Here is a 22,699-nt window from a genome sequence, read left to right as displayed (position 1 = left end):
GAGTAACCCTTAGATCAGATTAACGCTGATCTAATGGCACCCAATCAATGACCCAAGCCGATTTCATATTTAAACTTGAATCAGAAGTAATTTTCTTACGGGCGGCATCTGCTGTATCACGGTCTTTCGCAGGACCTACCATGATACGGATTCCCTTGCTAGTTTGGCTCGTAGTTACCTTGTAGCCTTTAGCTCGTAATTTAGAAACAACTGCATCTGCATTTGCTTGGTTAGCAGCCAATGCAACTTGCACCATCCACTTTTTATCACCATTTTCCAGCAATTCACGCGCTTTTTCAGCCTCAGCTTTTTTATCAGCTTCTGCTTTACGCTTAGCCTCTGAGGTTTTCTTATCAGCTTCTGCTTTGTGTTTCGCTTCAGTTGCTTTCTTATCGGCTTCTGCCTGACGTTTTGCTTCAGCTGCTTTCTTATCAGCTTCCGCTTGACGTTTTGCTTCAGCTGCTTTTTTATCGGCTTCTGCTTGGCGCTTTGCTTCAGTTGCTTTCTTATCAGCTTCTGCCTGACGTTTTGCTTCAGCTGCTTTCTTATCAGCTTCCGCTTGGCGTTTTGCTTCAGCTGCTTTTTTGTCTGCATCTATTTTTGAAGTATCAGTTGTTTTATTTGCCACATTAGTTTGCTGGTTTTTAGCTTTCGCCTCACCCACTAACTCTGGTGGAATATTATCTGAACTTTCTTGAGCAGCTGTACGACGTGCATTAATCGCAGCGTACTCTGCTGCGGCTTTACGAGCAGCATCAGCTTCAGCTTGCTGTTGCATTGCTAAAAACTCAGCTGCACGTGCTTCTTGCTCAGCAACTGCTTTTTCACGCGAACGGCGCTGTTCTTCTAACAAACGTTTTTCTGTTTCAACATCAACCGCTAGAGGTTGTAGTTGTACCATTTGTCCTTCGGTTGCTTGCTTTGGCTTAGTTTGAGTTTTTGGCGATGTGGATGCGGGTGGCTGAACTTCAACCTGTTTTATTTCCTCATTCCCTTTTAGAAGTAATGCTGCCAATAAAACACCACCTCCCAGTAAAACAACACCACCCATCCAGCGTTGTTTGTTATTCATTGACATTCTTCCAAATACTCCCAAATCGCTTCTAAAGTATGAAACGAACCACAGGCCAAAATCAGCTGATTGTTATTTGTTTGCTCAAGCGCTGATTTAAAAGCCTCTTTGATATTGCCATATTGTTGTACTGTCTGGCCTTGCAAGGCATCATTGAGTTGCTGAATCGGTGCAGCACGCGGCACATTCAACTCAGCAATTTTCCAATGTAAAACAGTAGGTTTCAATAAATCGACTACTGATTTTATATCTTTATCTGCCAGCATTGAAAATACTGCGACAACTTCTGTGTACTGTTTATTGTATTCTAAGAAATTTCGCAATTGCTTTAACAAAAATTCAACACCATGTGGATTGTGTCCGGCATCAAAAATTACCGTTTTCCCCTCCACTTGACGCTGCTCAAAACGTCCTGCTAAACGTGCAGATTGAATACCTTTTTCTAATGCTGACTGAGAAATTTCAAGTCCGCTATTTAAAATAGCGGCAACCGCTCCCGCAATATTTTCAATGGCTAAATGACCTAAAGGAAGCTTTAAAGTAGTTCCTTCTGAGGCAAAGTACCAGTTTTGTCCATCATCGGCGAGTTTATAAAAATAATCACGATTAACGGTATATAAGTCTGCTTGCGTACTTTCTGCTTTATCTTGGATTGCTTGAGGTAGAATTTGTTCACCAGCAAAGACAACCGGAATGTTTGGACGAATAATGCCTGCTTTTTCAAAAGCAATTTTTTCGATAGTATCGCCCAACCAGTCAGTATGATCTAGGCCAATATTAGTAATAACTGCAACGTCGGGATCAATTACATTGACGACATCTAAGCGCCCACCCAAACCAACTTCGAGCACCCATACATCACATTGCAGTTGTTTAAAAATGACAAAAGCAGCCAAAGTGGTTGCTTCAAAAAAAGATAAGCTTAAATCACAATCGCGACGAGCCTGATCGACTTGAACAAAAGCATCAATCAGACTTTGATCATCGACTTCAACTCCACCTAATTTGACTCGCTCATTAAAGCGATAGATATGCGGTGACTGATATAACCCAACTTTATAACCCTGTGCGTTTAATATCGCGGCCAGTGTGGTTGTAGTTGAGCCTTTACCATTCGTTCCGGCTACTGTAAAAACTTTAGCAGTAGGCTGAGTCACACCCAGCTTTTCTGCAACAGGAATTACACGTTCCAGACCAAGATCTATCCCTGTAACGTGAACATGGCTCCAATAATTGAGCCATGTATCTAAAGAGTCTATTGAAAGTGGAGCTTGTTGGTTCAAGGTAAGTTCATCAATTTCGATACAAGTCGAGATACAGTATCACGTAAAGCGTGACGATGAACAATCTGATCGATTACACCATGATCAAGCAAATATTCAGCACGTTGGAACGGTTCTTCTAGAGTTTCACGTACAGTCTGCTCAATTACACGTTTACCAGCAAAGCCAATCATCGCTTTAGGTTCAGCAATATGAATATCACCCAACATTGCTAAAGAAGCTGTTACACCGCCATATACAGGATGTGTTAACACCACGATATAAGGTAAACCTGCATCTTTTAACTTTTGGATCGCCGCTGAAGTACGTGCCATTTGCATAAGAGACAGCATACCTTCTTGCATACGTGCACCACCAGAAGCTGCGAAACAGATCAATGGTTGACGTTTTTCAATAGCAAGTTCAGCAGCCTGAACAAAACGGTCGCCTACAACTGTACCCATAGAGCCGCCCATAAAGTCGAACTCAAAAGCACATGCGATCATATCTACGCCATTTAAATTACCTTGCATGGCAATTAAGGCTTCCGTTTCACCAGTTTTAGTTTGCGCTTCACGCATACGATCTGGATATGGCTTGGTATCGACAAACTTTAACGGATCTTTCGCGCTAAATTCTTGCCCTAATTCTGCTACTACATTGTCGAAGAACCAGTTCAAACGATCACGAGCTTTCATACGTAAGTGTTCATCACACTGCGGACAAACATACGCATTGAAAGAGATTGCTGTACGTGTCACTAGAGCATGACATTCAGGGCATTCAATCGTTGGCTCAGTAAATGTTGCTTTGAGAATTTGTTGCTCATTTGCGACTTCAATACCTGGAACCGGACGTTTTGTCCATGGTGTCGAAGGGCTAAGAACTTTCCCTGATTTCACTTCTTGATTCATACTAACTCATCGAGCGCTGCTCGAAGCTCCTTGACTTTATTCACCGTCTGTTCAACAGCGTCATCCGCTGCCAACGTTGCAAAATTTTTAACGAAAGCACTACCCACAATCACAGCATCAGCAACGCTACCCATTGCTTTTGCTGAAGCAGCATCACTAATACCAAAACCAACACCTACTGGAATATCAGTGGCATTTTTGATTTTTTGAATACGTGCAGCAGCTTCTGCCGTATCTAGTGTTGCGGCTCCCGTTACACCCTTAAGTGAAACATAGTAGATAAATCCACTTGCCTGATTTGCCACATGTTGAATGCGTTGGTCTGTAGAAGTTGGTGCGAGCAAGAAGATTTGATCCATGTCATGTTGCTTCAACACAGCACCAAACTCTTTTGACTCTTCTGGCGGTAAATCCACCAGTAATAAGCCATCTACACCACACTCTTTCGCATGAGAAACAAACTTCTCGTAACCAATCACTTCAACCGGATTTAGATAACCCATTAAAACAACAGGTGTATCCTGATCCTGTTCACGGAACTCCTTTACCATGTTAAGAGAATCTAATGTGTTAGTCCCTGCCGCAAGCGCACGTTCAGCTGCAAGCGCAATTACTGGACCATCGGCCATTGGATCTGAAAATGGTAAACCAAGCTCAATGACATCTACTCCTGCCGCAACCATTTTATGCAGTAACGGAACTGTTACTTGCGGTTGTGGATCACCCGCCATGACATAAGATACAAGCGCTTTACGTTGTTGGGACTTAAGCTTTTCAAAACGGGTGGCAAGACGTGACATAGGGTTGTGCTTTCCTTGAATTATTTAAAATTGAGGAGTTGTTTGTAGAAATACAAGAACATCGCATTTTAACGCTATTTTTTGTCCATTGAACAGGTCTAACGTTATGGCGATATTCGATTGTATGATTCATACAACCCATGGCGTACATTTATCAATATTTTGAAACTTTTCTCAATGATCAAAGCTTCCTATTTTCGAGCCATTATTAGATCGTCATCTGAATAGAAAATCGTCACAGAAAGGCTATTTTATTGCATTTTTATTTGTTAGCTGTAATTGTCTTTTTCTTGCTAATAGGGTTTGTCCTGTCAAATTTTTATGGGCACGTGCAAGTGCTGACTGGTCCGAATATCCCAATTGTTCAGCAATTAAAGTGAGGCTGGCATTTTGGTTAAGTAATATCTCACAGCGTCTCATACGCTCTGCATCTAAAATTAATTTAAATGAAGTGTTTAATGACTGTAGCTGGCGCTGCAAGCTTCGTACTGAAATATTCAACTCGATGGCAATATCTTCTATTTTAGGGGCCTGCTGCCTTTGCTTAAAATATTCATGGACGATCCAATGTATTTGCTGAGCTAAATCTGTATGTATTTTACGCTGAGCTAATGCTTCTTCTGCCTGTTTCACTAAAAGTTGCATTAAGGTTGGGTCTGCATGCTGAGGACGAATACTTAGTCCCTCACTTGCAAAAGTTAATGCATAGTAAGGTTTTTCAAATGATAATTTGCATTGAAAGAAACGCTGATAGTGCACTAAGGGACCACGTGCACGGTGCACGAACTCAACTTGTTGCAAGAGAAAATCATGTAGTGGGGCTATCTGTTTAGCAAGCTGTACCATCGCGGCCAAGGTCAATTCACAAAGTATGATATTGCTGTCATCAACCAATGGCCAATACAAACGAATTTTAGAAGCATCTTGCTCAATTTGCATAGGCACCACTTGTTCACCGTCAATCACCAGACGATGAAACTTCATAATATATTCAAGAACCTCGGCAAAACTGCCACTTCGGGATGCCATATAGCCCAATACACCAAAATTAGCGGGTGTAATGCAAGTGGCCATTTCCAAAGCTAAATTGGAAACTTGTAGCTGAGATTCGGTTAGCTCTAAAAGCTCAAGAAAAAAATTTAAAGATGATTGAGCATCAATAGACGAAGCTAAAATATTTTGAACTTGTCGGGCCTGAACATCCGTCAGATTTAATGCCTGCCAGTCCATTTCCCTTTCTTTTAAGTAAGTATTCCAAAGGTAAAAATACCCATTTGAAATCGTAAAATCCTGCATGGCTCATCCTTTTTTTACTGCCATCTTGTCGCAAACTGTATAAAAATTGGCAATAACTGTCAAAACAAAGCCGACCAGCCGCGACATACTAGTAAACAAGTTAGATGCGAGAAATAAAATATGAACGCACATGTTTCTTATCAAGTCGAGCCAGTGGTTCGTAAAGATCTAGATTTTCACTTAAACGAAGCACCTCGCTTTTGGTTTAATAATGATCCTTTTTTGACTCGTATGTTTGATGCACTCAGCTTAACCTTTCCTGATGGGGAGCGTTATTTCATTGAATGCGTTCGTATGTTCCGTGACAAAATTGAAGATCCAGAACTACAAAAACGAGTTGTGGACTTTATTAAACAAGAAGCTCAACACGGTATTGCTCATGACAAAATGAATCAGCTCATGAAAGAACAAGGTATGCCTGTTGATCAATTCACAGCTACACTAAAAAGAATTTTTCGTTTTGAACTCACCAAACGCTCACCACAATACAATATTGCAATGACGGCAGCAGCTGAACATTTAACGGCATTAATGGCAGAAACGTTTTATAGCAATAAAAAAACTTTAGAAAATGCTCACCCCTATGTCCGAGCGCTGTTTGCATGGCATGCCATTGAAGAAATGGAGCATCGTGATGTTGCTTTTGATGTCATGAAACAAGTAGGTGAAGTTCCTGAGTCGACTCGTCGATTTGTATTGGTTCTTACAACAGTACTCATGTTTGGTTTTACGCTCTATCGCACCAACATCATGTTGAAATGTGATGGTTTTAGTTCTAGAGAAAGACTGTTGATGACACTTAAAGGCTTACCTTGGTTCTTCGGCAAAAATGGCACATTAACAGCCATGAAAAGCCAATATCTAGATTGGTTTAAAAAAGATTTTCATCCAAGTCAGCATCCGGTCATTCGTCAATATCCAGTCTGGATTGAAACACTTGAAAAGACCAATGATCCTATTGCGGCTGGGGAAGCATTCTGGCAAGCAGGTTTATAACCTGCTTGTTACCATTTTGCATAATGTTGTTCTAGTAAACCGTATTGCTCATTGCAATTGATTATATCAGTTGCCTCATGCTCAATCGTGCCGCTAATTTTAGCTTGCCACTGATTGAACTGGCTTCCAATCATTCTTAAATTAATATTTTCGTATCGGCACCAACCAATATGGACCTGTAGATTAAGTTTTTGATCTAGAGAGCTAATTTGCCAAAGTTCATCATTTACTTTTTCAAATAAAATATCAGTCAGTGGAAATAAAACTCCGTTAATCCATAAACAGTTTTCATTACCAAAGCTTTCATTAACACCAGAAGCTAAATTTAAACCAATACGCCGCCCTTGCTCATCCCAAAAATTACATGAAAGCCAGAACCAAGCTGTTTCAGGTCGCAAAAAACCACATGTATCATCTAGAGATGCAAATGTCTTTTCATCAAATTGTACAATTTGGTTTTGTTTATTAATAAACATCCCTTCTACACCCAGCGTGGTCTGCTTTTGGGTATAGGTCCAACCGTTAATACCTGTCGGTGTACATAAACTTAAGATATCGGTTCCAGCACAAAAAATACGAGCGCTAAGTTGGATCTCACCATATTTAGTTACTCGAATATATCGCACACCATTGGCATGTTGGATATCAAACTGATAAGGCGATTTAGAAAAATAGCTTTGATTAAACAATGGCTGTTCATCAAGATAGGTTTTATGACCTAAAGGCTGAATCGCATTCCACTCAATGACTTGCTGGGTTTCATGGTCATAAATATAGAAAAAACCGTGCCCGACCCAACCGATATCTGCAATCGCTAAACCAATACTATAATGTTTGTGTTGAATACCGCAGAATTTAAATTTTTTATATTTTAATTGCTTACGCCAGCCCTTTAAGACCTTACCATAAGGGGTTTTATAAATATAATGTTGTACGTGAATGGTTGACGGTACAGATTCAAAACGCCCATAACGAGGCTGTCCATTTTCTTGAATTAAATCCATTTACCCACTTCCATATGAATATTAGATTTCAAATGACCTATACCACGGTCAAATACGTATTTTCCCAAATTGTTGCAGCAAAATCGCCTTTTATTAAATGAATATAGCGCCCTGCTACACAATCTATCGCTAAGCAGTCATCAATATCAATGACTCGATCTGTGTGTGCTTTTTGCCACTGTTGATCTATAAATTGTTTACCTAATTGTTTTGCAACGATAGCATTTGGTGCAACTACAAACTCATAACGGTGAAGTTCACCGAATTCACGAGCATTATATCCACCCAGATTAATTAAATATAATTTTAAATCATCTGGTTTAGGTGCTGCATCTGTAAAATGAATTTGATACTTTTGCCCTTGAGAGTTAACACCAGAGAGCTTGGCCCAAGCATCAATATGTAATCCTTGAGCCTCACCAAACCAAGCCTGTTTAAGTTGAGGATAAACTTCTTCCAAAGTATCTCCTACAGCCATGACAACATCATGAACTTCTGTATTAGCACGTGCATGACGCCCGCCTAACATCACCATAAACAAACTTGGCATTATAGTTCTCTTACATCTCGACCATTTCTACGCCATCAATGCGTGCAACTGTCATTAAATCTTTATCACCACGACCTGAAACAGTTGCAATAATAATCTGATCTTTAGACATAGTCGGTGCAAGCTTAGAAACGTATGCCATTGCGTGCGAGCTTTCAAGTGCAGGAATGATCCCTTCGATTTTGGTTAAATCACGGAAACCTTGCAAAGCTTCTGTATCATTAATCGGCACATATTCTACACGCTTCATATCTTTCAAGAAGCTATGCTCAGGACCAACACCCGGATAGTCAAGACCAGCTGAGATACTATGTGTTTCGATAATCTGGCCTTGCTCATCACTCATCAAGTAAGTACGGTTACCATGTAATACACCCACATGACCTGCATTTAACGGCGCAGAGTGTTTACCAGTTTCAATACCAAAACCAGCCGCTTCAACACCATACATTTTCACATTGGCATCGTTTAAGAATGGATAGAACAAGCCCATTGCATTTGAACCGCCACCCACACATGCAACCAATGCATCTGGTAAGCGACCTGCTTGCTCCAAGATCTGCTTGCGTGCTTCACGGCCAATAATCGACTGGAAGTCACGAACGAGTTGAGGATATGGATGTGGGCCTGCAACTGTACCAATTACATAGTACGTCGTATCAACGTTGGTTACCCAGTCACGCATCGCTTCGTTCATGGCATCTTTCAGCGTTTTAGAACCACTTTGTACAGGTACAACTGTTGCTCCCAATAAACGCATACGATAAACGTTCATGGCTTGGCGCTTAACGTCTTCAGCACCCATATAAACAACACACTCAAGGCCTAAACGTGCTGCAATCGTTGCAGTTGCCACACCATGTTGCCCAGCACCAGTTTCAGCAATAATACGTTTTTTACCAGAAAGCTTTGCCAATAACGCCTGACCAATCGTGTTGTTTACCTTATGTGAGCCTGTATGGTTCAAGTCTTCACGTTTAAGGTAAATTTGTGCACCACCTAACTCTTTTGACCATCGCTCAGCATAATAAAGTGGACTAGGACGACCTACATAGTAGGCGAGATCGCGGTCGAATTCTGCCAGAAACTGTTCATCATTTTTCATGCGGGAATAGAGATTTTCTAAATCTTCTAATGCCGCCATTAAAGTTTCTGACACAAAACGTCCGCCATGGATACCAAAATGCCCTGCAGCATCTGGGTACTGTGTATAGTCAATCACATTGTTTTGCTGTTCCACGTTGGACTCCTTGCATAAATCGTTCAATGAGTTGTTGGTCTTTTATACCTTTTGCGGATTCTACGCCTCCGCTCACATCTACTGCAAAAGCACCGGTAGTATGAATAGCGTCAATGACATTGTCAGGGGTTAAACCACCTGCCAAGATTAAAGGAATATCAAGTTTTGGGAATTTAGACCAGTCAAACTGATGTCCTGTGCCCCCTTTAAGCTCAGGATGCCACGCATCGAGCAATACAGCACTAGCACCAGCCGCCTGATATTTTTGAATTTCAGCAATTACATCTAAATCAGGTTTAACCTGAATCGCTTTATACCAGCGACGTTTACAATGGCGAGCTATTTCCTGACATTGTTCTGGAGTTTCATCGCCATGTAGTTGTAATACATCTAGGGGAACACAATCAAGTACATCCTGAATTTCAGTGGCACTTGCATTAACAAACAAACCAACCATTTGTACATAAGGAGGAATTACTTTTGTAAATTCTTGAACCTCTGCAACTGTCACATGTCTTGGACTTGGCGGAAAAAAAACAAAACCTATCGCATCTGCTCCAGCAGCAACAACTGCCTGAACATCTTGAATGCGAGTAATTCCACAGATTTTTGCGCGTGTACGTTTTTGGTTTGATGGGCTCATGATCTGCCTAAACTACAACCATTTCTTAAAATAAGCGCCATTGTAATGCAATTTTTGCCCCTTGCGTAAAAGTTCTCTGGGAATTGGGCTAAATGACATTGTATGAAATAAATCGCCACTTTATACTGCGTAAAATTGGAAGCAAGTGTAAGCAATTCATGCTTTAGGGAAGCTGGTGAAAGTCCGGCACTGCCCCCGCAACGGTAACAATGTAAAGCATATTTTTTAAGTCGATATCGACTTACACCACTGCATTAATGTGGGAAGGTGAATATGTCCATAACATAAATATGGCGCTGAAGTCCGGAGACCTACTTGTTTCATCTATCTACCCGATCATTCACGTGGGGTGAATGTATGGAGCATGTTATGTCTAAGTCTTTTCAACCTACTCGTCTGGTAGGGGCTATCGCTATTGCGATGGGGTTTTCACCTGTTATTTTTGCTGAAGATACAACGAATGCAACTCAGCTTGATCCAATTGTAATCACTGCCTCAAAAAGTGCTGAAAAAGCCAGTGAAGTTCCGGCGCGTATCAACATTATTGAACCAAAAGTTCTCGAACAATCCCCTATCGCTTCTTTACCACAATTATTACAAACCGATGCTTCCATCAATATGGTGCAAAGTGGCGGCATGGGACAACTTGCAGAGATTTATTTACGAGGTACAGAATCTGATCATACTCTCGTGCTACGAGATGGAATTCGACTAAATAATGCATCCTCAGGAACAGCAAGTCTTGCATTTATTGACACAACAGATATTAAACAAATTGAAGTATTGAAAGGGCCTGCCTCTGTTCTCTATGGTACTGATGCAATTGGCGGAGTAATTCAGCTCGTTTCAAAAACACCTGAAAAGAATAGAGCTTTTATCACGGGTGAAATTGGTGAGAATAAAACTTATAAATCAGTTATTGGCGCTGATTTATATGAAGATGGTTTTTATGCCCAAATTCGTGGACAACGCCTAGAGTCTGACGCAACCAAAGTAACTAATCAAAAAACCAACTCATCGGATACGGCATCATTTGATCAGAAAGGTTTTAGTACAAAGTTTGGTGTTGAGCAGAAAGATTACGGTATTTCTGTTGACTATAGCCATAATGAAGGTTCAAGCCTTTATGATGCTTATACATTTAATGGTGCCTTGCTTAAACAAGACTTCGAAAATGAGATTATCAATTTACGTAGCCGTTTAAATGTAACAGATAACTTAGAATTAAATACTCGCTTATCACAATTCAAAGATGAAGTTAATCAAAAAGACTCTACTGATTTTGTTCATAGTAAAACTCAGGAAGTAGAGCTATATAGTAAATGGAAGTTTTTACCGCAGCAAACACTCTTAATTGGTGCCACCCACCGTACGTTGGATGGAGATATTCTGTCTTATGGAGCACCATACAATGAGAACGTAGACTCGACAGGGTATTATCTTCAACATCAATTCAATGGTGATAGATTAAACACTCAAGTCGGTGTTCGTGTAGAAGATAATGAAAAATATGGCTCACATACTGTTGGTCAAATTGCTGCACGTTACCAACTTTTAGATAAAACAAGTATCTATACCAATATTGGTACTGCTTTTAAATCACCAACGCTTAATGAACTTTTCAACTCATGGAACGGCAATCCAGATTTAAAACCAGAAGAAAGTACATCTTATGAAATTGGTATAGATCAAACTCTACCAGCAGGTTTTAAAACAGGTTTATCTGCTTACTATACTGAAGTTGAAGATCTTATCGGCTCAGTGAACTTTGGTAAATTAACTAATATTAATAAAGCAACTTACCAAGGTGGTGAATTTTATGTTGGTTGGCAGAAAGATGATCTTTTTGCAAAAGCAACTTATAGCTATGTCAAACCTGAAAACGAAGAGACTCATCAGAATTTAAATCGTCGCCCTCGTCAAGGATTAACCTTAACAACAGGTCTGCAAAATGAAGTTTATGGCATTAGTGCTTCGCTCGTTGCAAAATCAAAGTCGAAAGACTGGGATAGTAATTACAGGAATCCAGGTTACGCAACTGTAGATATTAATGCTTACTGGAATATGAATCCGCATATTAAATTGTTTACTAATATTCAAAATATTGGAGATGTTGATTACAAAACAGCTTATCAAGACCAAGGATACTATTACGTAAATGGTGGCCGTCTTGCATCAGCTGGTGTGACCTTAAGCTACTAAGCAAAAGTTTAATTATAAAAATATTTTCTTAACTCCAGTTTCGGGGTAATGTTCTGACCGACATTATCCCCTTTTTTATGTTCAGGATATCCATCATGGGACACCGTTTAAGCAAAATCTATACACGCACAGGCGACTCAGGTACAACAGGTTTAGGCGATGGTTCTCGTGTTGCCAAGGACGATTTACGAATTGCAGCACTTGGTGATGTTGATGAACTCAATGCCATTATTGGGGTACTTCGTGCTCAAATCACAGATAGCCAAGTAACTAATAAGGCTGATTGGGATAAAAGCTTAAGTCTGATTCAACATTGGCTTTTTGATTTAGGTGGAGAAGTTTGTATTCCAAACTACAATTTACTTAAGCCTGTTTGTATTGAATTTCTTGAAAAAGAAATTGACCGTATGAATGAAGACTTACCAATGCTTAAAGAGTTTATTCTGCCATCAGGCTCTTTAACTTGCAGTTATGCCCATCAAGCCCGTGCCGTTTGTCGCCGCGCAGAAAGATCTCTACTGTCGGTACAAACACGTGATCAAAACATTCAAACCACGGCGCTCCAGCTTTTAAACCGCCTGTCTGACTGGTTGTTTGTTGCATCTCGTGCTTTACAACGTGCCGAGGGCGGCCAAGAAGTACTTTGGCAAAAAAATATTAATGAGATTATTTAAAAATAGATTAGATTAAACATGGTCTCTGCTCTTTTTAAAGAGACCATAGTCAAAATATTTCATAGAAGAAAATTATGCGCATTATTGGTCATCGTGGTGCACGCAAAGAAGCTCCTGAAAATACACTAGGTGGGTTTCAGCACATAAAAAATTTAGGTATTCGTGGTGTCGAATTTGATATTCGTCAGCTTCAAGACGAAGAGTTGGTCGTGATCCATGATGATAATTTTTTACGTACAGCTGGAGTCGATCAAATTGTTGAGCAATCTACTTTGGCTCAAGCCCTGTCATTTGATCATCGTCAAAACTGGCCTGACTGGCCAAGTTCAGAGCCAACACCAACTCTCACAGGCGTTTTAAACCTGCTTGATAATTTCGATCATATTGAAGTCGAAGTGAAAGCTGTAAGAGACATGGCATTCGCAGAAAAGTTAGTTGAAAAACTTGAGACCGAATTACAAGGTTTTGAAAAAGTTGTCACCATCACAAGTTTTGATCTTCAAATTTTAACTGCTTTACGTGACATCAATTCACAATTTAAACGCGGTTTGTTAGTTGAAATTCCAGTTGGAGCAACAGCAATTGAACTCGCTCATCAATATGGTTGCTGTCATATTGGCTGGCACGATCAACTCGCAACAGATGAAATGATTCAGCTTTCACAGCAGGCCAACTTAAATATTAGTGTCTGGACAGTGAATGATGTAGAAAGAGCAAAAAGACTTAGGGATTTAGATGTACAAGGGCTAATTACAGATATTCCAACCACGATGTTACAAGCTCTATAAATATAAAAAAGGTGGTAAAACCACCTTTTATTTCTTTTGTGCCTGAATAAGGCGTTGTCCACTCTGATCAAGCAGATATAGCGTATTACCTACGAGTTGGAAGCGTTGAATACGCTGCAAAGCATCCACGAGTTCTGCCTCTTGGGCCAAAGCACCATCACAGCTTAAATGTCCTGCATTTACCTGCATGTCAAGTTTTTGCTGGCTAAAATTAAATGTATAACGACCAAAAACTGCGTTACATCCAGTATGGCCTGATACCGTTTTGATAGCAGAATTTAGAGAGAGCGTCGGCCACTGTGTAAAGAATTTTGCCTTATGACCACTGATCTGAGTAATCTGCCAATCAATATCTTGAATACCATCAGGACTCACTCTCTTTTTTACAACAGGCGATTGAACATGATGAACTGTTTTTTTTGTTTGGACTTTTTTTGTATTTTGATCGGGTGCACTTTGACATGCGGCTAATACAAGACTGATTGTGACCAAGATACACTTCAATGATAATTTCCTTGCAATATCAATGCTGTTCTTTTTTTTCAATCGTTGTACGTTCATTAAACAACTTCTCCTACTTGAAAAACTCTGTGACATAGTTTAATTCTGTTACCGTTCTTTCAATACATCTGTACAATAATGCTAGTGATTCTCACTAAGCACGTGCTAATATGAAGGATAGAATAGCAATATATCTTAATGATCGGTTTTGCTATGTCGTTTTGTCTTTGTACCTTGTCTGACAAGGATTCTAGGAGCGCTGCCGGATATGACTTCCGCCCCACTCAAAGCCCCAATTAACTGGACCGCTAGCATTACCTTAATTGGTTTACCAATTCTTGCCGCAATCATAATCCCGATTTACGCGTATTATTATGATTTTAGTGTAAGCGCATGGGTAAGCTTATTTTTTCTTTTAGCTCTAAGTAGTATGGGGATTACTGCTGGTTATCACCGCCTGTGGGCTCACCGAGCTTACGAAGCGTCGTTACCGCTTAAAATTCTTTTAATGATCGGTGGAACTTTTGCCGTACAAAATAGTATTTTGTTCTGGGCATCTGGTCACCGTACTCACCACAGACATGTTGATCATGTCGATGAAGATCCATATTCAATTGAGCGTGGTTTTTGGTATGCCCATATGGGTTGGATGATCCGCGATCATTCTCCATCTGAGCCTGACTTTAAAAATGCACCTGACTTGCTCAATGATAAATTGGTTATGTTCCAGCATAAATACTATGGTTTACTCGTAGTTGCGGTTCATGTTGGAATTTTAGGTTTAATTGGTTGGGCAACTGGCGATTTATGGGGTGTAGTTCTCATAGGTGGTCTCTTACGCTTAATCATTAGCCATCAAGTGACTTTCTTTATTAACTCACTTTGTCATATGTTCGGTAAACGTCCTTATACAGACGAAAACTCGGCACGTGATAATTTCTGGTTAGCTATCGCTACTTGGGGCGAGGGTTACCACAACTATCACCATATCTTCCAATACGATTATCGTAACGGTGTGAAATGGTGGCAATATGACCCAACAAAATGGTTGATTTGGTCTTGTTCTAAACTTGGTTTAGCTAAAAATTTACGTCGTATTCCAAGCTTTAATATTAAAAAAGCAGAACTAGCGATGAAGTTTAAATATGCCGAGCAAGATCTTGCTATCTATGGTCATGATGTAAATGCTGACATTAGTCAAATGAAACAACGTATTGCACAAGAATACGAAGCATTTACCCATACTTTAAATGATTGGGCAAAACTTAAAGAACAAGAGTTACAAGCGAAAAAAGCAGCAATGGCTGAAAAAATTCATAGAATGGATCACAAGCTTAAAGTTGATTTTCAATTGCTTGAACACCGTTTAAGTCACCACCGTGAATGCTTAGAAACACTTATGCGTAGTGTTAAAAAGAATACCAACGTGGTATCAGACTAAAATAAATTCTGATCAAAAATAGCTCTTTCGGGAGCTATTTTTATGCCTGCTTTTTAACTATGGTATAGTGAAATCCGCTCTCTCTATTTTGCCAAGCCCATGCAATTTAATCCGCTCTACCCTTCACTTCCTTCTAAATTATTCCATGTTCAGCAACCATCGCCTTTGCGTGGTGCAAAAGCAGGCCATTTCAATGCTGCTTTGGCAGATGAACTGCAATGGTCAGAAGACGAAAAAGATGCTTGGGTTGAAATCTGTAGCGGACAGCGTACTTTCTCTGAATTCCCTTCTCTGGCGATGGTCTATGCTGGCCACCAATTTGGACAATGGGCAGGACAACTCGGTGATGGTCGTGGCTTACTGATTGCACAAATACTCAATACAAAAGGTCAAACCATCGACCTACATCTCAAAGGTGCAGGTCCGACACCCTACTCAAGAATGGGAGATGGACGTGCAGTGCTGCGTTCCGTTGTCCGCGAATATTTAGCTGGGCATGCTTTAAATGCTTTAGGCGTCGCTTCTAGTCACGCAGTAGGGTTTACGACCTCTACTCAAGGGGTACAGCGTGAAAAACTAGAGTTAGGCGCAATGCTACTCAGAACATCTGAATGTCATATCCGTTTAGGACATTTTGAATGGATTAATCAATACGCTCCAGAGTTACTGTCAGAATTCACTCAAAAATGTATTGAGTGGCATTATCCTGAGTGTCTAGAAACTGAAAATCCTATTTTATCTTTTGCAAAGAAAGTAATTGAGCGGACTGCAATCATGATTGCGAAATGGCAATTGGTTGGATTTGCTCATGGCGTGATGAATACCGATAACTTAAATATTACAGGTTCAACACTCGATTTTGGTCCATATGGTTTTATGGAACGCTTCCGCCCGAATTGGATTAATAACCACTCAGATTATCAAGGCCGTTATACTTATCAAAACCAGCCAAGCATAGGTCATTGGAATTTATGGACATGGTTAAACAACTTAATTCCACTTGCTGAACCTGAACAAAAGGATCAGTTCAAAGAAGAGTTAGCTCGTTGCTTAGAACAATTTGAACCGACTTTTATTGAGCATTACACAACTGGTTTATGTCAAAAAATGGGACTTCCCCATTTTCATAAAGACAGCCTTGATTGTAGTTTTAGTTTTTTAAAAATCTTACAAACTGAACAACTCGATTACACTCAGAGCTTTATCCGACTTCAAAATAAAGAATATAAAACTCTACGAGATGATTGCCTTGATATTCGACAGTTTGATGAGTTTCTTAGCCAATATCAAAGTATTCGTGAACATCAAGATATCGATGAACTTGATGCAAACATGCAGAAAGCAAATCCGATTTATATTTTACGTAATCACATGGCTCAGCGTGCTATTGAAGCAGCAGAACGAGATGATTTTAGCGAAGTAGACCGTTTGTTTAAGCTGCTTGACCAGCCATATACAAGACAACCAGAGCTCGAACAGCCACAAGATTTAGGCCCATTACCAAGTGACGTACCAGACGTAGCTGTCAGCTGTTCTTCTTAATACTTTAAAAACTAAAACTTTCTTAAACCACTTTAGGAGTGGCTTAAGAGAGTTTTTAAGCATCAAAGAATAATATATGAAAATTAGACCTATCATTATTTGTACACTTCTTATAGTTCCACTCGGAATCGCTTTTTATAAATATGAAAAATATTTACCGACTTTTACCTCATCCCATAAAGCTCTTTCACCCGAAGAGATTTCGGATCTAATCAAGACAAAGCCCATCACCTCAATTGAAGTATTTAAAAGTCAACGCATACTTCTGCTCAAGAGTAATCAGGATGTGATTCGTCGTTATCCTATCCGTCTTGGCTTTAATCCCAAAGGACATAAACAATTTGAAAATGATGGAAAAACACCTGAGGGGATCTATTCTATAGATTGGCGCAATCCACAAAGTGCTTTCTATAAATCATTGCATATTTCCTATCCCGATACGAAAGATATTGCTTATGCCAAGCAATATAATCAACCAACAGGTGGAAATATCATGATTCATGGATCAGTTCCAAAATCCTTTTTATATATGCCGTTTAGCTCGACTTATATGCCCCATAAGGATTGGACATTAGGATGTATTGCGGTTAGAAATGCAGATATAGATGAGATTTGGCAATTCGTACCAAATCATACGAAGATTATTATTTATCCATAAAATCTTTAAAACTATCCACATTTTCTGTGGATAACATTGTGGTTATCCACAGAATAACTTTCGCGAGTGTTTTACTCTTCAGGATATTCGAAGCGGTAACCTACACCATAAACAGCTTGAATCCATTCATGACGGTTACCAGTTTCAGCTGCTTCACTAATTTTTCGGCGCAAGTTTTTGATATGGCTGTCAATTACACGGTCGGCAACGTCAAAACTATCTGGATTAATATGATCCAATAATTGTGCACGTGAATACACTTGCCCTACATGCTCTAAAAATAGCTCAAGTAAGCGAAATTCGGTTGGCGTTAAGCTCAATGATTTTTGTTGATACCAAATTCTTTGTTGAGCTTTATCAATTCGGAACGAATCATTTTGTTCAGGCTCTGCTTTACGCTCTAAACGGCGCAAAACAGCTTGTACGCGAGCAACAAGTTCTTTTGGACTAAATGGCTTACATACGTAATCATCAGCGCCCATGTTGAGACCTAATACACGGTCAATTTCTTCGGTACGCGCCGTCACCATAATAATCGGCAAATCTGACTGTTCACGAACTTTACGGCAAATGGTCAAACCATCCATTCGTGGAACCATTAAGTCCAGAACCATTAAATTAGGTTTACGTTGCTGGAAACTCGCATAGGCATCTTGACCATCATGAAACATACTTACTTCAAAACCGGCAGCTTCAAGATAATCACGCACTAAATGCGCTAATTCGACTTCATCTTCAACCAACATCACATGTTTCATGAGATATTTTTCCTTTTATATTTAACTCTGCTTTTTAAAAGTGAGCACACAACGTAAACCACCTAACGGTGAATGTTCAAAACTGAGTGTACCACCAAGCGCCTGCGCAATTTTACAAGACAAAGCCAAGCCTAGCCCTGTTCCACCTGTACTACGCGTACGCGAATCATCTACGCGATAGAAACGTTCACCTAAACGGGATAACTGCTCATCGTTTAAACCAAATGGGCTGTCATCGACATACAAAGTCCACTCCTGCGGAGTTTGAGCTGTATGAATATGAATTTTGCCACCTGTTTCTGTATAACGAATACTATTACTAATTAAATTAACAATAATCTGTTTAAACCGATCACGGTCTAATAATAGCGGAGAACTTGTTCCTTCAACTTGAATTTCGAGACCAGCCTGCTCAAGTTTAGGTTTAAAGTTTTCTACTTCCTGTAATACCACTTCCCATGGATTAACAGAACTCAAATAACACTTAAGCTGCTGGGCATCTGCCTGTGCCAAGTCTGCAAGGTCTTGGGTCAATTTTTTCAGACTTGAAACCTGACGCATCATCGCATCTAAATGTTCAGGGGTTGCTTTTCGAATCCCGTCTTGCATCGCTTCAATTTGTGCTTGTAATACAGCCAACGGCGTTTTTAGCTCATGAGAAGTATCTGCCACCCATTGACGTCGCGACTCTTCATGCTGATGTAAAATTTCTGCTAAATGGTTCAATTGAGTTGATAAATCACCCAACTCATCATTTCGTTTAATAACAACTTGATGTTGATAATTTCCTTTCGTTAATTCATTGGTTGCATTTAATAAACGCTGAATCGGCTTTTTAAAATAAGTCGCCATCAATAGCGCTGCAACTAAACTTGAAAGTAAGGTTAAAGCATAAATTAAGAGTAAATAGCGCTTTTGGTTACTAAAGAAATTAATACTCAAAGCATCTTCTTTATCTAGAACAGGTTTTAAACCTAAATATCCAACCACTTGATTGTTTAAGATAATCGGGCGAAATGACATCTGATCTGAAGAAGGTGGCTCACCTACAACAAACTGGTGTCGTGCATCATATAAAGATAAACGTGAGCTCAAACCTAAACGGTCGGGCAAAGCAATAAAACGCTTTTTACCATTTTGAGTTTCAATATCTTTTAAGCTCCCTTTCTTAGACTTATTTTTATCATCACTTGGGCGAAATTGGTTTGCGCTTAAGGGGAATCTTAATCCTTCAAAGGGTTGATATTGAGAAGGTAAATTTTGCTCAAGCGTTCTTAACTCTTCATCGCTAAAAATAGTATTTTTATTTGTCGGTGCAACTTGCGGTGAAATATTAATAAGGGCATGTTCATCGAAAGAATGCTGTTGTATGGCAATGTCATATTGACGACGAAGCCACCACTGCGAGAGACGATCGTAGTCATCAGGAGCCGCGGTTCCTTCGATTTGTAAAATCTGTGCCTGAATCGCATTCCCCCAATCATGGTACACCGTATAGACATCGCCTAGATTGGTAATAAGGCGGTCGAGCTTCTGCATTTCAACGTCAGCCACGTATTTGGCAAAGTTCTTTTGCATTGTCCAGTGCAAAACGCTCAAGCTTGCAGTCGCAATAAGCAATGTGGTGAGCAAGACTGTCAAAAATAACCGTAATGCAATGGGAACACGTAGAACGTTCAAAAGCACTCTCTCATTTTTACCCTATATTTCGCATTGTAACCAACAACGAAAAGAAAAACTCTCCATTGTTTCTACATCTTTATTATCTAATCTTTAAGCCATCAGTAAACACAACATTAAAAGGCTTTAAATATGAAAATGACGGCAAAAATTGCATTATTCAGTGCGGCAATTGTAACAATGGGAAGTTTAGCGGCATGTCAATCGACGACTCAGCCACCAAAGCCAGAGCGAGGCATAATGCAAGATGGCCCACGTGAAGGGCACCACCGTATGAAACATCGTGAGTTCACACCAGAGCAAAAAGCAGCATGGGAACAACACCGTGCAGAACGTCAAGCTCGCTTTGAACAAATCCAAAAAGCATGTGATGGTAAGGCCAATGGACAAGCAGTAAATGTTCAAGTTGGAGATAAGACACTTGAAGGTACTTGTAACCTTCGTTTTGAACCAAAGCGCCCACAACCACCAGTTAACGCCCCTGCTCCTGCATCAGCTCAAGCAAAATAATTCTAAAAATCATAAAACAAAAGGCGCCTATAGGCGCCTTTTGTTTATACATAACTGTTTACGATTTTGACTATTTGTATCATATAAACATAACCAAAAGTGTTTACACTCAAAGCACTTAGCTAGTTTAAGCATTTTTTTCTTGACTTTGCAGTCACAAAGTAAAGGTCCTGAGGTGCTTGTGCAGTTATGCAAGTTGTTGCACGATGTAATAGTCCAAGGTGCCTAATGGCACATTCTCATAGATTAAGATTATAACTCTGGTTTCACCAGTATTGAGGAACCCGATATGCCACAATACAAAGCGCCCTTACGTGATATGCAATTCGTTTTGCATGAATTATTAAATGCTGAAGAACACTATGCAAAATTACCTGATTTCCAAGGTAACGTAAGCCGTGAATTGGTTGATCAATATTTAGAAGCTGCGGCAGACTTTTGTGAAAATGAACTTTCTCCTTTAAACCAAGTTGGCGACCGTGAAGGTTGTACTTGGAATGATGGCGTAGTTACCACTCCAACAGGCTTTAAAGAAGCTTATCAAAAATATATTGAACTTGGCTTTCCGTCTTTATCAGCAGAAGAACAATACGGTGGTCAGGCTTTACCTAACTCTTTAGGTATTGCAATTTCTGAAATGGTTGGTACAGCAAACTGGTCTTGGGGTATGTACCCTGGCTTGTCTCACGGAGCTGTACGTACATTAGAACATCATGGTTCTGATGAACAAAAAAATACTTATTTACCAAACCTTGTTTCAGGTGTTTGGACAGGTACGATGTGCTTAACTGAATCTCATGCAGGTTCTGACTTAGGTATTATCCGTTCTAAAGCAGAACCAAATGCTGACGGTAGCTATGCAATTTCTGGCGAGAAAATCTTTATCTCTGCTGGTGAACATGACATGGCTGAAAACATCATCCATATCGTTCTTGCTCGTTTACCAGGTGCACCAAAAGGTACCAAAGGTATCTCATTATTCATCGTTCCTAAATTCCATGTAAATGCAGATGGTACTGTGGGCGAGCGTAATGCGGTTCGTTGTGGTTCTATCGAGCACAAAATGGGTATTCATGGTAACGCGACTTGTGTCATTAACTTTGACCAAGCTAAAGGTTACTTGATCGGACCTGAAAACCGTGGTTTAAACTGTATGTTTACCTTCATGAACACAGCACGTATTGGTACTGCAGTTCAAGGTTTAGCTGCGTCTGAATCATCTTTCCAAGGTGCGTTAACTTACGCAAAAGAACGTTTAGCAATGCGTTCGCTTTCTGGTCCTAAAGCTCCAGAAAAAGATGCAGACCCAATTATCGTTCACCCTGCTGTTCGTAACATGCTTTTAACTCAAAAAGCATTTGCTGAAGGCGGTCGTGCACTTGTTTACTTACTTGCTCAATATGCTGACATCGTTGAAAAAGGTGAAACAGAAGAAGAGCGTAAGTTTGCTGACAACATCTTGTCTTTATTGACTCCAATTGCAAAAGCATTCTTAACTGAAACAGGTTCTGAATCTGCTAAGCATGGTGTTCAAGTCTTCGGTGGTCATGGCTTTATTTCTGAGCATGGCATGGAACAAATCGTACGTGATACACGTATTTCATGTTTGTATGAAGGCACAACTGAAATTCAAGCACTTGATTTGTTAGGCCGTAAAGTATTGCAAACTCAAGGCGCAATGCTAAAAGACTTTACCAAAATTGTTCACAAATTTGTTGAAGCAAATAAAGACAACGCTGCCATGAAAGAATTTGTTGAGCCGCTTGCAGCTCTTAACAAAGAATGGGGCGATCTCACTATGCAGATTGGTATGCGCGCAATGCAAAACCCAGATGAAGTAGGCGCTGCTGCTGTAGATTATCTCTACTTCTCAGGTTATATCACTTTAGCGTATCTATGGGCTCGTATGGCACTTGTTGCACAAGAGAAATTAGCAGAAGGTACGACCGATGTTGATTTCTATAACGCGAAAGTTACAACTGCTCGCTTCTACTTCAAGAAAATCTTGCCACGCGTACGTTCTCATGTAGACGTGATTGCAGGTGGTCTAGATCCATTGATGTCATTAGACGCTGAACATTTCGCTTTCTAACCATAGTTAGTTGCGATATGCAATGTTAAAAAACAAAAAAGGACTGCTCAGTTTTGACGGTCCTTTTTTTATAAAA

At 39.9% G+C, this 22,699-nt stretch carries 21 protein-coding genes and 1 riboswitch; of the genes, 9 read left to right on the top strand and 12 right to left on the bottom strand.

All coding sequences use genetic code 11. From position 1 onward, the window contains the following. Positions 1-19: 19 nt before the first annotated feature. The 5 genes from K6I41_RS03020 to K6I41_RS03000 form a co-directional block, all read right to left on the bottom strand. On the bottom strand, positions 20-1,078 hold the full coding sequence (locus K6I41_RS03020) for an SPOR domain-containing protein (protein ID WP_049838102.1): 1,059 nt from the start codon (positions 1,076-1,078) through the stop codon (positions 20-22). Next, positions 1,069-2,355 (bottom strand): bifunctional tetrahydrofolate synthase/dihydrofolate synthase, encoded by a 1,287-nt coding sequence (folC, locus tag K6I41_RS03015; protein WP_198307080.1) that lies wholly within the window; start codon positions 2,353-2,355, stop codon positions 1,069-1,071. Before folC ends, K6I41_RS03020 begins: the two co-directional genes overlap by 10 nt. Next, positions 2,352-3,248 (bottom strand): acetyl-CoA carboxylase, carboxyltransferase subunit beta, encoded by an 897-nt coding sequence (gene accD, locus K6I41_RS03010; protein WP_005309656.1) that lies wholly within the window; start codon positions 3,246-3,248, stop codon positions 2,352-2,354. Before accD ends, folC begins: the two co-directional genes overlap by 4 nt. Then, positions 3,245-4,048: a tryptophan synthase subunit alpha gene (gene trpA / locus K6I41_RS03005; protein ID WP_250375177.1), complete on the bottom strand. Its 804-nt coding sequence runs from the start codon at positions 4,046-4,048 to the stop codon at positions 3,245-3,247. The genes accD and trpA overlap by 4 nt, the downstream gene beginning before the upstream one ends. A 246-nt stretch (positions 4,049-4,294) precedes the next feature. After that, on the bottom strand, positions 4,295-5,344 hold the full coding sequence (locus K6I41_RS03000) for an AraC family transcriptional regulator (RefSeq protein ID WP_013196865.1): 1,050 nt from the start codon (positions 5,342-5,344) through the stop codon (positions 4,295-4,297). Positions 5,345-5,464: 120 nt separating this feature from the next. Here K6I41_RS03000 and K6I41_RS02995 point away from each other — a divergent pair, with 120 nt between their 5' ends. Then, positions 5,465-6,340 carry a metal-dependent hydrolase gene (locus K6I41_RS02995; RefSeq protein WP_250375176.1) on the top strand — a complete coding sequence of 292 codons (876 nt, stop codon included), beginning with the start codon at positions 5,465-5,467 and terminating at the stop codon, positions 6,338-6,340. An 8-nt stretch (positions 6,341-6,348) separates the two neighbouring features. On the opposite strand, the gene K6I41_RS02990 is transcribed toward K6I41_RS02995, so the two are convergent. The 4 genes from K6I41_RS02990 to K6I41_RS02975 are packed head-to-tail and all read right to left on the bottom strand — an operon-like array spanning position 6,349 to position 9,777. Beyond that, on the bottom strand, positions 6,349-7,344 hold the full coding sequence (locus tag K6I41_RS02990; RefSeq protein ID WP_250375175.1) for a DUF2804 domain-containing protein: 996 nt from the start codon (positions 7,342-7,344) through the stop codon (positions 6,349-6,351). 37 nt (positions 7,345-7,381) lie between these two features. Next, positions 7,382-7,894: a DUF1543 domain-containing protein gene (locus K6I41_RS02985; protein ID WP_192836074.1), complete on the bottom strand. Its 513-nt coding sequence runs from the start codon at positions 7,892-7,894 to the stop codon at positions 7,382-7,384. A gap of 10 nt (positions 7,895-7,904) precedes the next feature. Then, complete coding sequence (gene trpB / locus K6I41_RS02980; protein ID WP_250375174.1) at positions 7,905-9,134, bottom strand: tryptophan synthase subunit beta; 1,230 nt, start codon at positions 9,132-9,134, stop codon at positions 7,905-7,907. Beyond that, on the bottom strand, positions 9,109-9,777 hold the full coding sequence (locus K6I41_RS02975) for a phosphoribosylanthranilate isomerase (protein WP_250375173.1): 669 nt from the start codon (positions 9,775-9,777) through the stop codon (positions 9,109-9,111). Before K6I41_RS02975 ends, trpB begins: the two co-directional genes overlap by 26 nt. A gap of 126 nt (positions 9,778-9,903) precedes the next feature. Further along, positions 9,904-10,110: riboswitch (cobalamin riboswitch) on the top strand. A gap of 36 nt (positions 10,111-10,146) precedes the next feature. Here K6I41_RS02975 and K6I41_RS02970 point away from each other — a divergent pair. From K6I41_RS02970 to K6I41_RS02960, 3 genes are all read left to right on the top strand, one after another. After that, positions 10,147-11,979, top strand: a complete 1,833-nt coding sequence (locus K6I41_RS02970; RefSeq protein ID WP_250375172.1) for a TonB-dependent receptor plug domain-containing protein — start codon at positions 10,147-10,149, stop codon at positions 11,977-11,979. A gap of 95 nt (positions 11,980-12,074) precedes the next feature. Then, entirely contained in the window at positions 12,075-12,653 is a 579-nt protein-coding gene (locus K6I41_RS02965) for a cob(I)yrinic acid a,c-diamide adenosyltransferase (RefSeq protein ID WP_013196860.1), read from the top strand. 74 nt (positions 12,654-12,727) lie between these two features. Then, positions 12,728-13,441, top strand: coding sequence for a glycerophosphodiester phosphodiesterase (locus K6I41_RS02960; RefSeq protein WP_250375171.1), 714 nt, complete (start codon positions 12,728-12,730; stop codon positions 13,439-13,441). A 27-nt stretch (positions 13,442-13,468) separates the two neighbouring features. Here the strand turns inward: K6I41_RS02960 and K6I41_RS02955 are convergent, their stop codons facing one another. After that, on the bottom strand, positions 13,469-14,002 hold the full coding sequence (locus K6I41_RS02955; protein ID WP_198307074.1) for an META domain-containing protein: 534 nt from the start codon (positions 14,000-14,002) through the stop codon (positions 13,469-13,471). A 208-nt stretch (positions 14,003-14,210) separates the two neighbouring features. Between K6I41_RS02955 and K6I41_RS02950 the strand changes: the two genes are divergently transcribed. From K6I41_RS02950 to K6I41_RS02940, 3 genes are all read left to right on the top strand, one after another. Continuing rightward, positions 14,211-15,383, top strand: coding sequence for an acyl-CoA desaturase (locus K6I41_RS02950; RefSeq protein WP_004789144.1), 1,173 nt, complete (start codon positions 14,211-14,213; stop codon positions 15,381-15,383). Positions 15,384-15,482: 99 nt separating this feature from the next. Continuing rightward, entirely contained in the window at positions 15,483-16,925 is a 1,443-nt protein-coding gene (locus K6I41_RS02945; protein ID WP_250375170.1) for a protein adenylyltransferase SelO, read from the top strand. Positions 16,926-17,001: 76 nt separating this feature from the next. Further along, positions 17,002-17,583, top strand: a complete 582-nt coding sequence (locus K6I41_RS02940; protein WP_250375169.1) for a L,D-transpeptidase family protein — start codon at positions 17,002-17,004, stop codon at positions 17,581-17,583. 71 nt (positions 17,584-17,654) lie between these two features. Here the strand turns inward: K6I41_RS02940 and K6I41_RS02935 are convergent, their stop codons facing one another. Further along, a complete protein-coding gene (locus K6I41_RS02935) occupies positions 17,655-18,341 on the bottom strand; it encodes a response regulator (protein ID WP_003655179.1) in 687 nt (228 codons plus the stop codon). A 21-nt stretch (positions 18,342-18,362) separates the two neighbouring features. Then, positions 18,363-20,021, bottom strand: coding sequence for a sensor histidine kinase efflux regulator BaeS (gene baeS / locus K6I41_RS02930; protein WP_049838143.1), 1,659 nt, complete (start codon positions 20,019-20,021; stop codon positions 18,363-18,365). Positions 20,022-20,153: 132 nt separating this feature from the next. Here baeS and K6I41_RS02925 point away from each other — a divergent pair, with 132 nt between their 5' ends. Together K6I41_RS02925 and K6I41_RS02920 are read left to right on the top strand one after the other, a co-directional pair. Then, the gene (locus tag K6I41_RS02925; protein ID WP_250375168.1) at positions 20,154-20,531 is read left to right on the top strand and encodes a hypothetical protein; all 378 of its coding nucleotides are present in this window, start codon (positions 20,154-20,156) and stop codon (positions 20,529-20,531) included. Positions 20,532-20,820: 289 nt separating this feature from the next. Further along, positions 20,821-22,623, top strand: coding sequence for an acyl-CoA dehydrogenase C-terminal domain-containing protein (locus K6I41_RS02920; protein WP_004789135.1), 1,803 nt, complete (start codon positions 20,821-20,823; stop codon positions 22,621-22,623). Positions 22,624-22,699: the final 76 nt, after the last annotated feature.

The organism is Acinetobacter sp. AS23, assembly GCF_023612055.1.
GTDB lineage: Bacteria > Pseudomonadota > Gammaproteobacteria > Pseudomonadales > Moraxellaceae > Acinetobacter > Acinetobacter oleivorans.
This window is presented reverse-complemented; position numbering and strand designations above follow the sequence as displayed.

Coding starts and splice junctions, on each gene's coding strand:
- K6I41_RS03020 (WP_049838102.1), bottom strand. CDS start 1,078: ATGTCAATGAATAACAAACAACGCTGGATGGGTGGTGTTGTTTTACTG.
- accD (WP_005309656.1), bottom strand. CDS start 3,248: ATGAATCAAGAAGTGAAATCAGGGAAAGTTCTTAGCCCTTCGACACCA.
- trpA (WP_250375177.1), bottom strand. CDS start 4,048: ATGTCACGTCTTGCCACCCGTTTTGAAAAGCTTAAGTCCCAACAACGT.
- K6I41_RS03000 (WP_013196865.1), bottom strand. CDS start 5,344: ATGCAGGATTTTACGATTTCAAATGGGTATTTTTACCTTTGGAATACT.
- K6I41_RS02995 (WP_250375176.1), top strand. CDS start 5,465: ATGAACGCACATGTTTCTTATCAAGTCGAGCCAGTGGTTCGTAAAGAT.
- K6I41_RS02990 (WP_250375175.1), bottom strand. CDS start 7,344: ATGGATTTAATTCAAGAAAATGGACAGCCTCGTTATGGGCGTTTTGAA.
- K6I41_RS02985 (WP_192836074.1), bottom strand. CDS start 7,894: ATGCCAAGTTTGTTTATGGTGATGTTAGGCGGGCGTCATGCACGTGCT.
- K6I41_RS02975 (WP_250375173.1), bottom strand. CDS start 9,777: ATGAGCCCATCAAACCAAAAACGTACACGCGCAAAAATCTGTGGAATT.
- K6I41_RS02970 (WP_250375172.1), top strand. CDS start 10,147: ATGTCTAAGTCTTTTCAACCTACTCGTCTGGTAGGGGCTATCGCTATT.
- K6I41_RS02965 (WP_013196860.1), top strand. CDS start 12,075: ATGGGACACCGTTTAAGCAAAATCTATACACGCACAGGCGACTCAGGT.
- K6I41_RS02960 (WP_250375171.1), top strand. CDS start 12,728: ATGCGCATTATTGGTCATCGTGGTGCACGCAAAGAAGCTCCTGAAAAT.
- K6I41_RS02955 (WP_198307074.1), bottom strand. CDS start 14,002: ATGAACGTACAACGATTGAAAAAAAAGAACAGCATTGATATTGCAAGG.
- K6I41_RS02950 (WP_004789144.1), top strand. CDS start 14,211: ATGACTTCCGCCCCACTCAAAGCCCCAATTAACTGGACCGCTAGCATT.
- K6I41_RS02945 (WP_250375170.1), top strand. CDS start 15,483: ATGCAATTTAATCCGCTCTACCCTTCACTTCCTTCTAAATTATTCCAT.
- K6I41_RS02940 (WP_250375169.1), top strand. CDS start 17,002: ATGAAAATTAGACCTATCATTATTTGTACACTTCTTATAGTTCCACTC.
- K6I41_RS02935 (WP_003655179.1), bottom strand. CDS start 18,341: ATGAAACATGTGATGTTGGTTGAAGATGAAGTCGAATTAGCGCATTTA.
- K6I41_RS02925 (WP_250375168.1), top strand. CDS start 20,154: ATGAAAATGACGGCAAAAATTGCATTATTCAGTGCGGCAATTGTAACA.
- K6I41_RS02920 (WP_004789135.1), top strand. CDS start 20,821: ATGCCACAATACAAAGCGCCCTTACGTGATATGCAATTCGTTTTGCAT.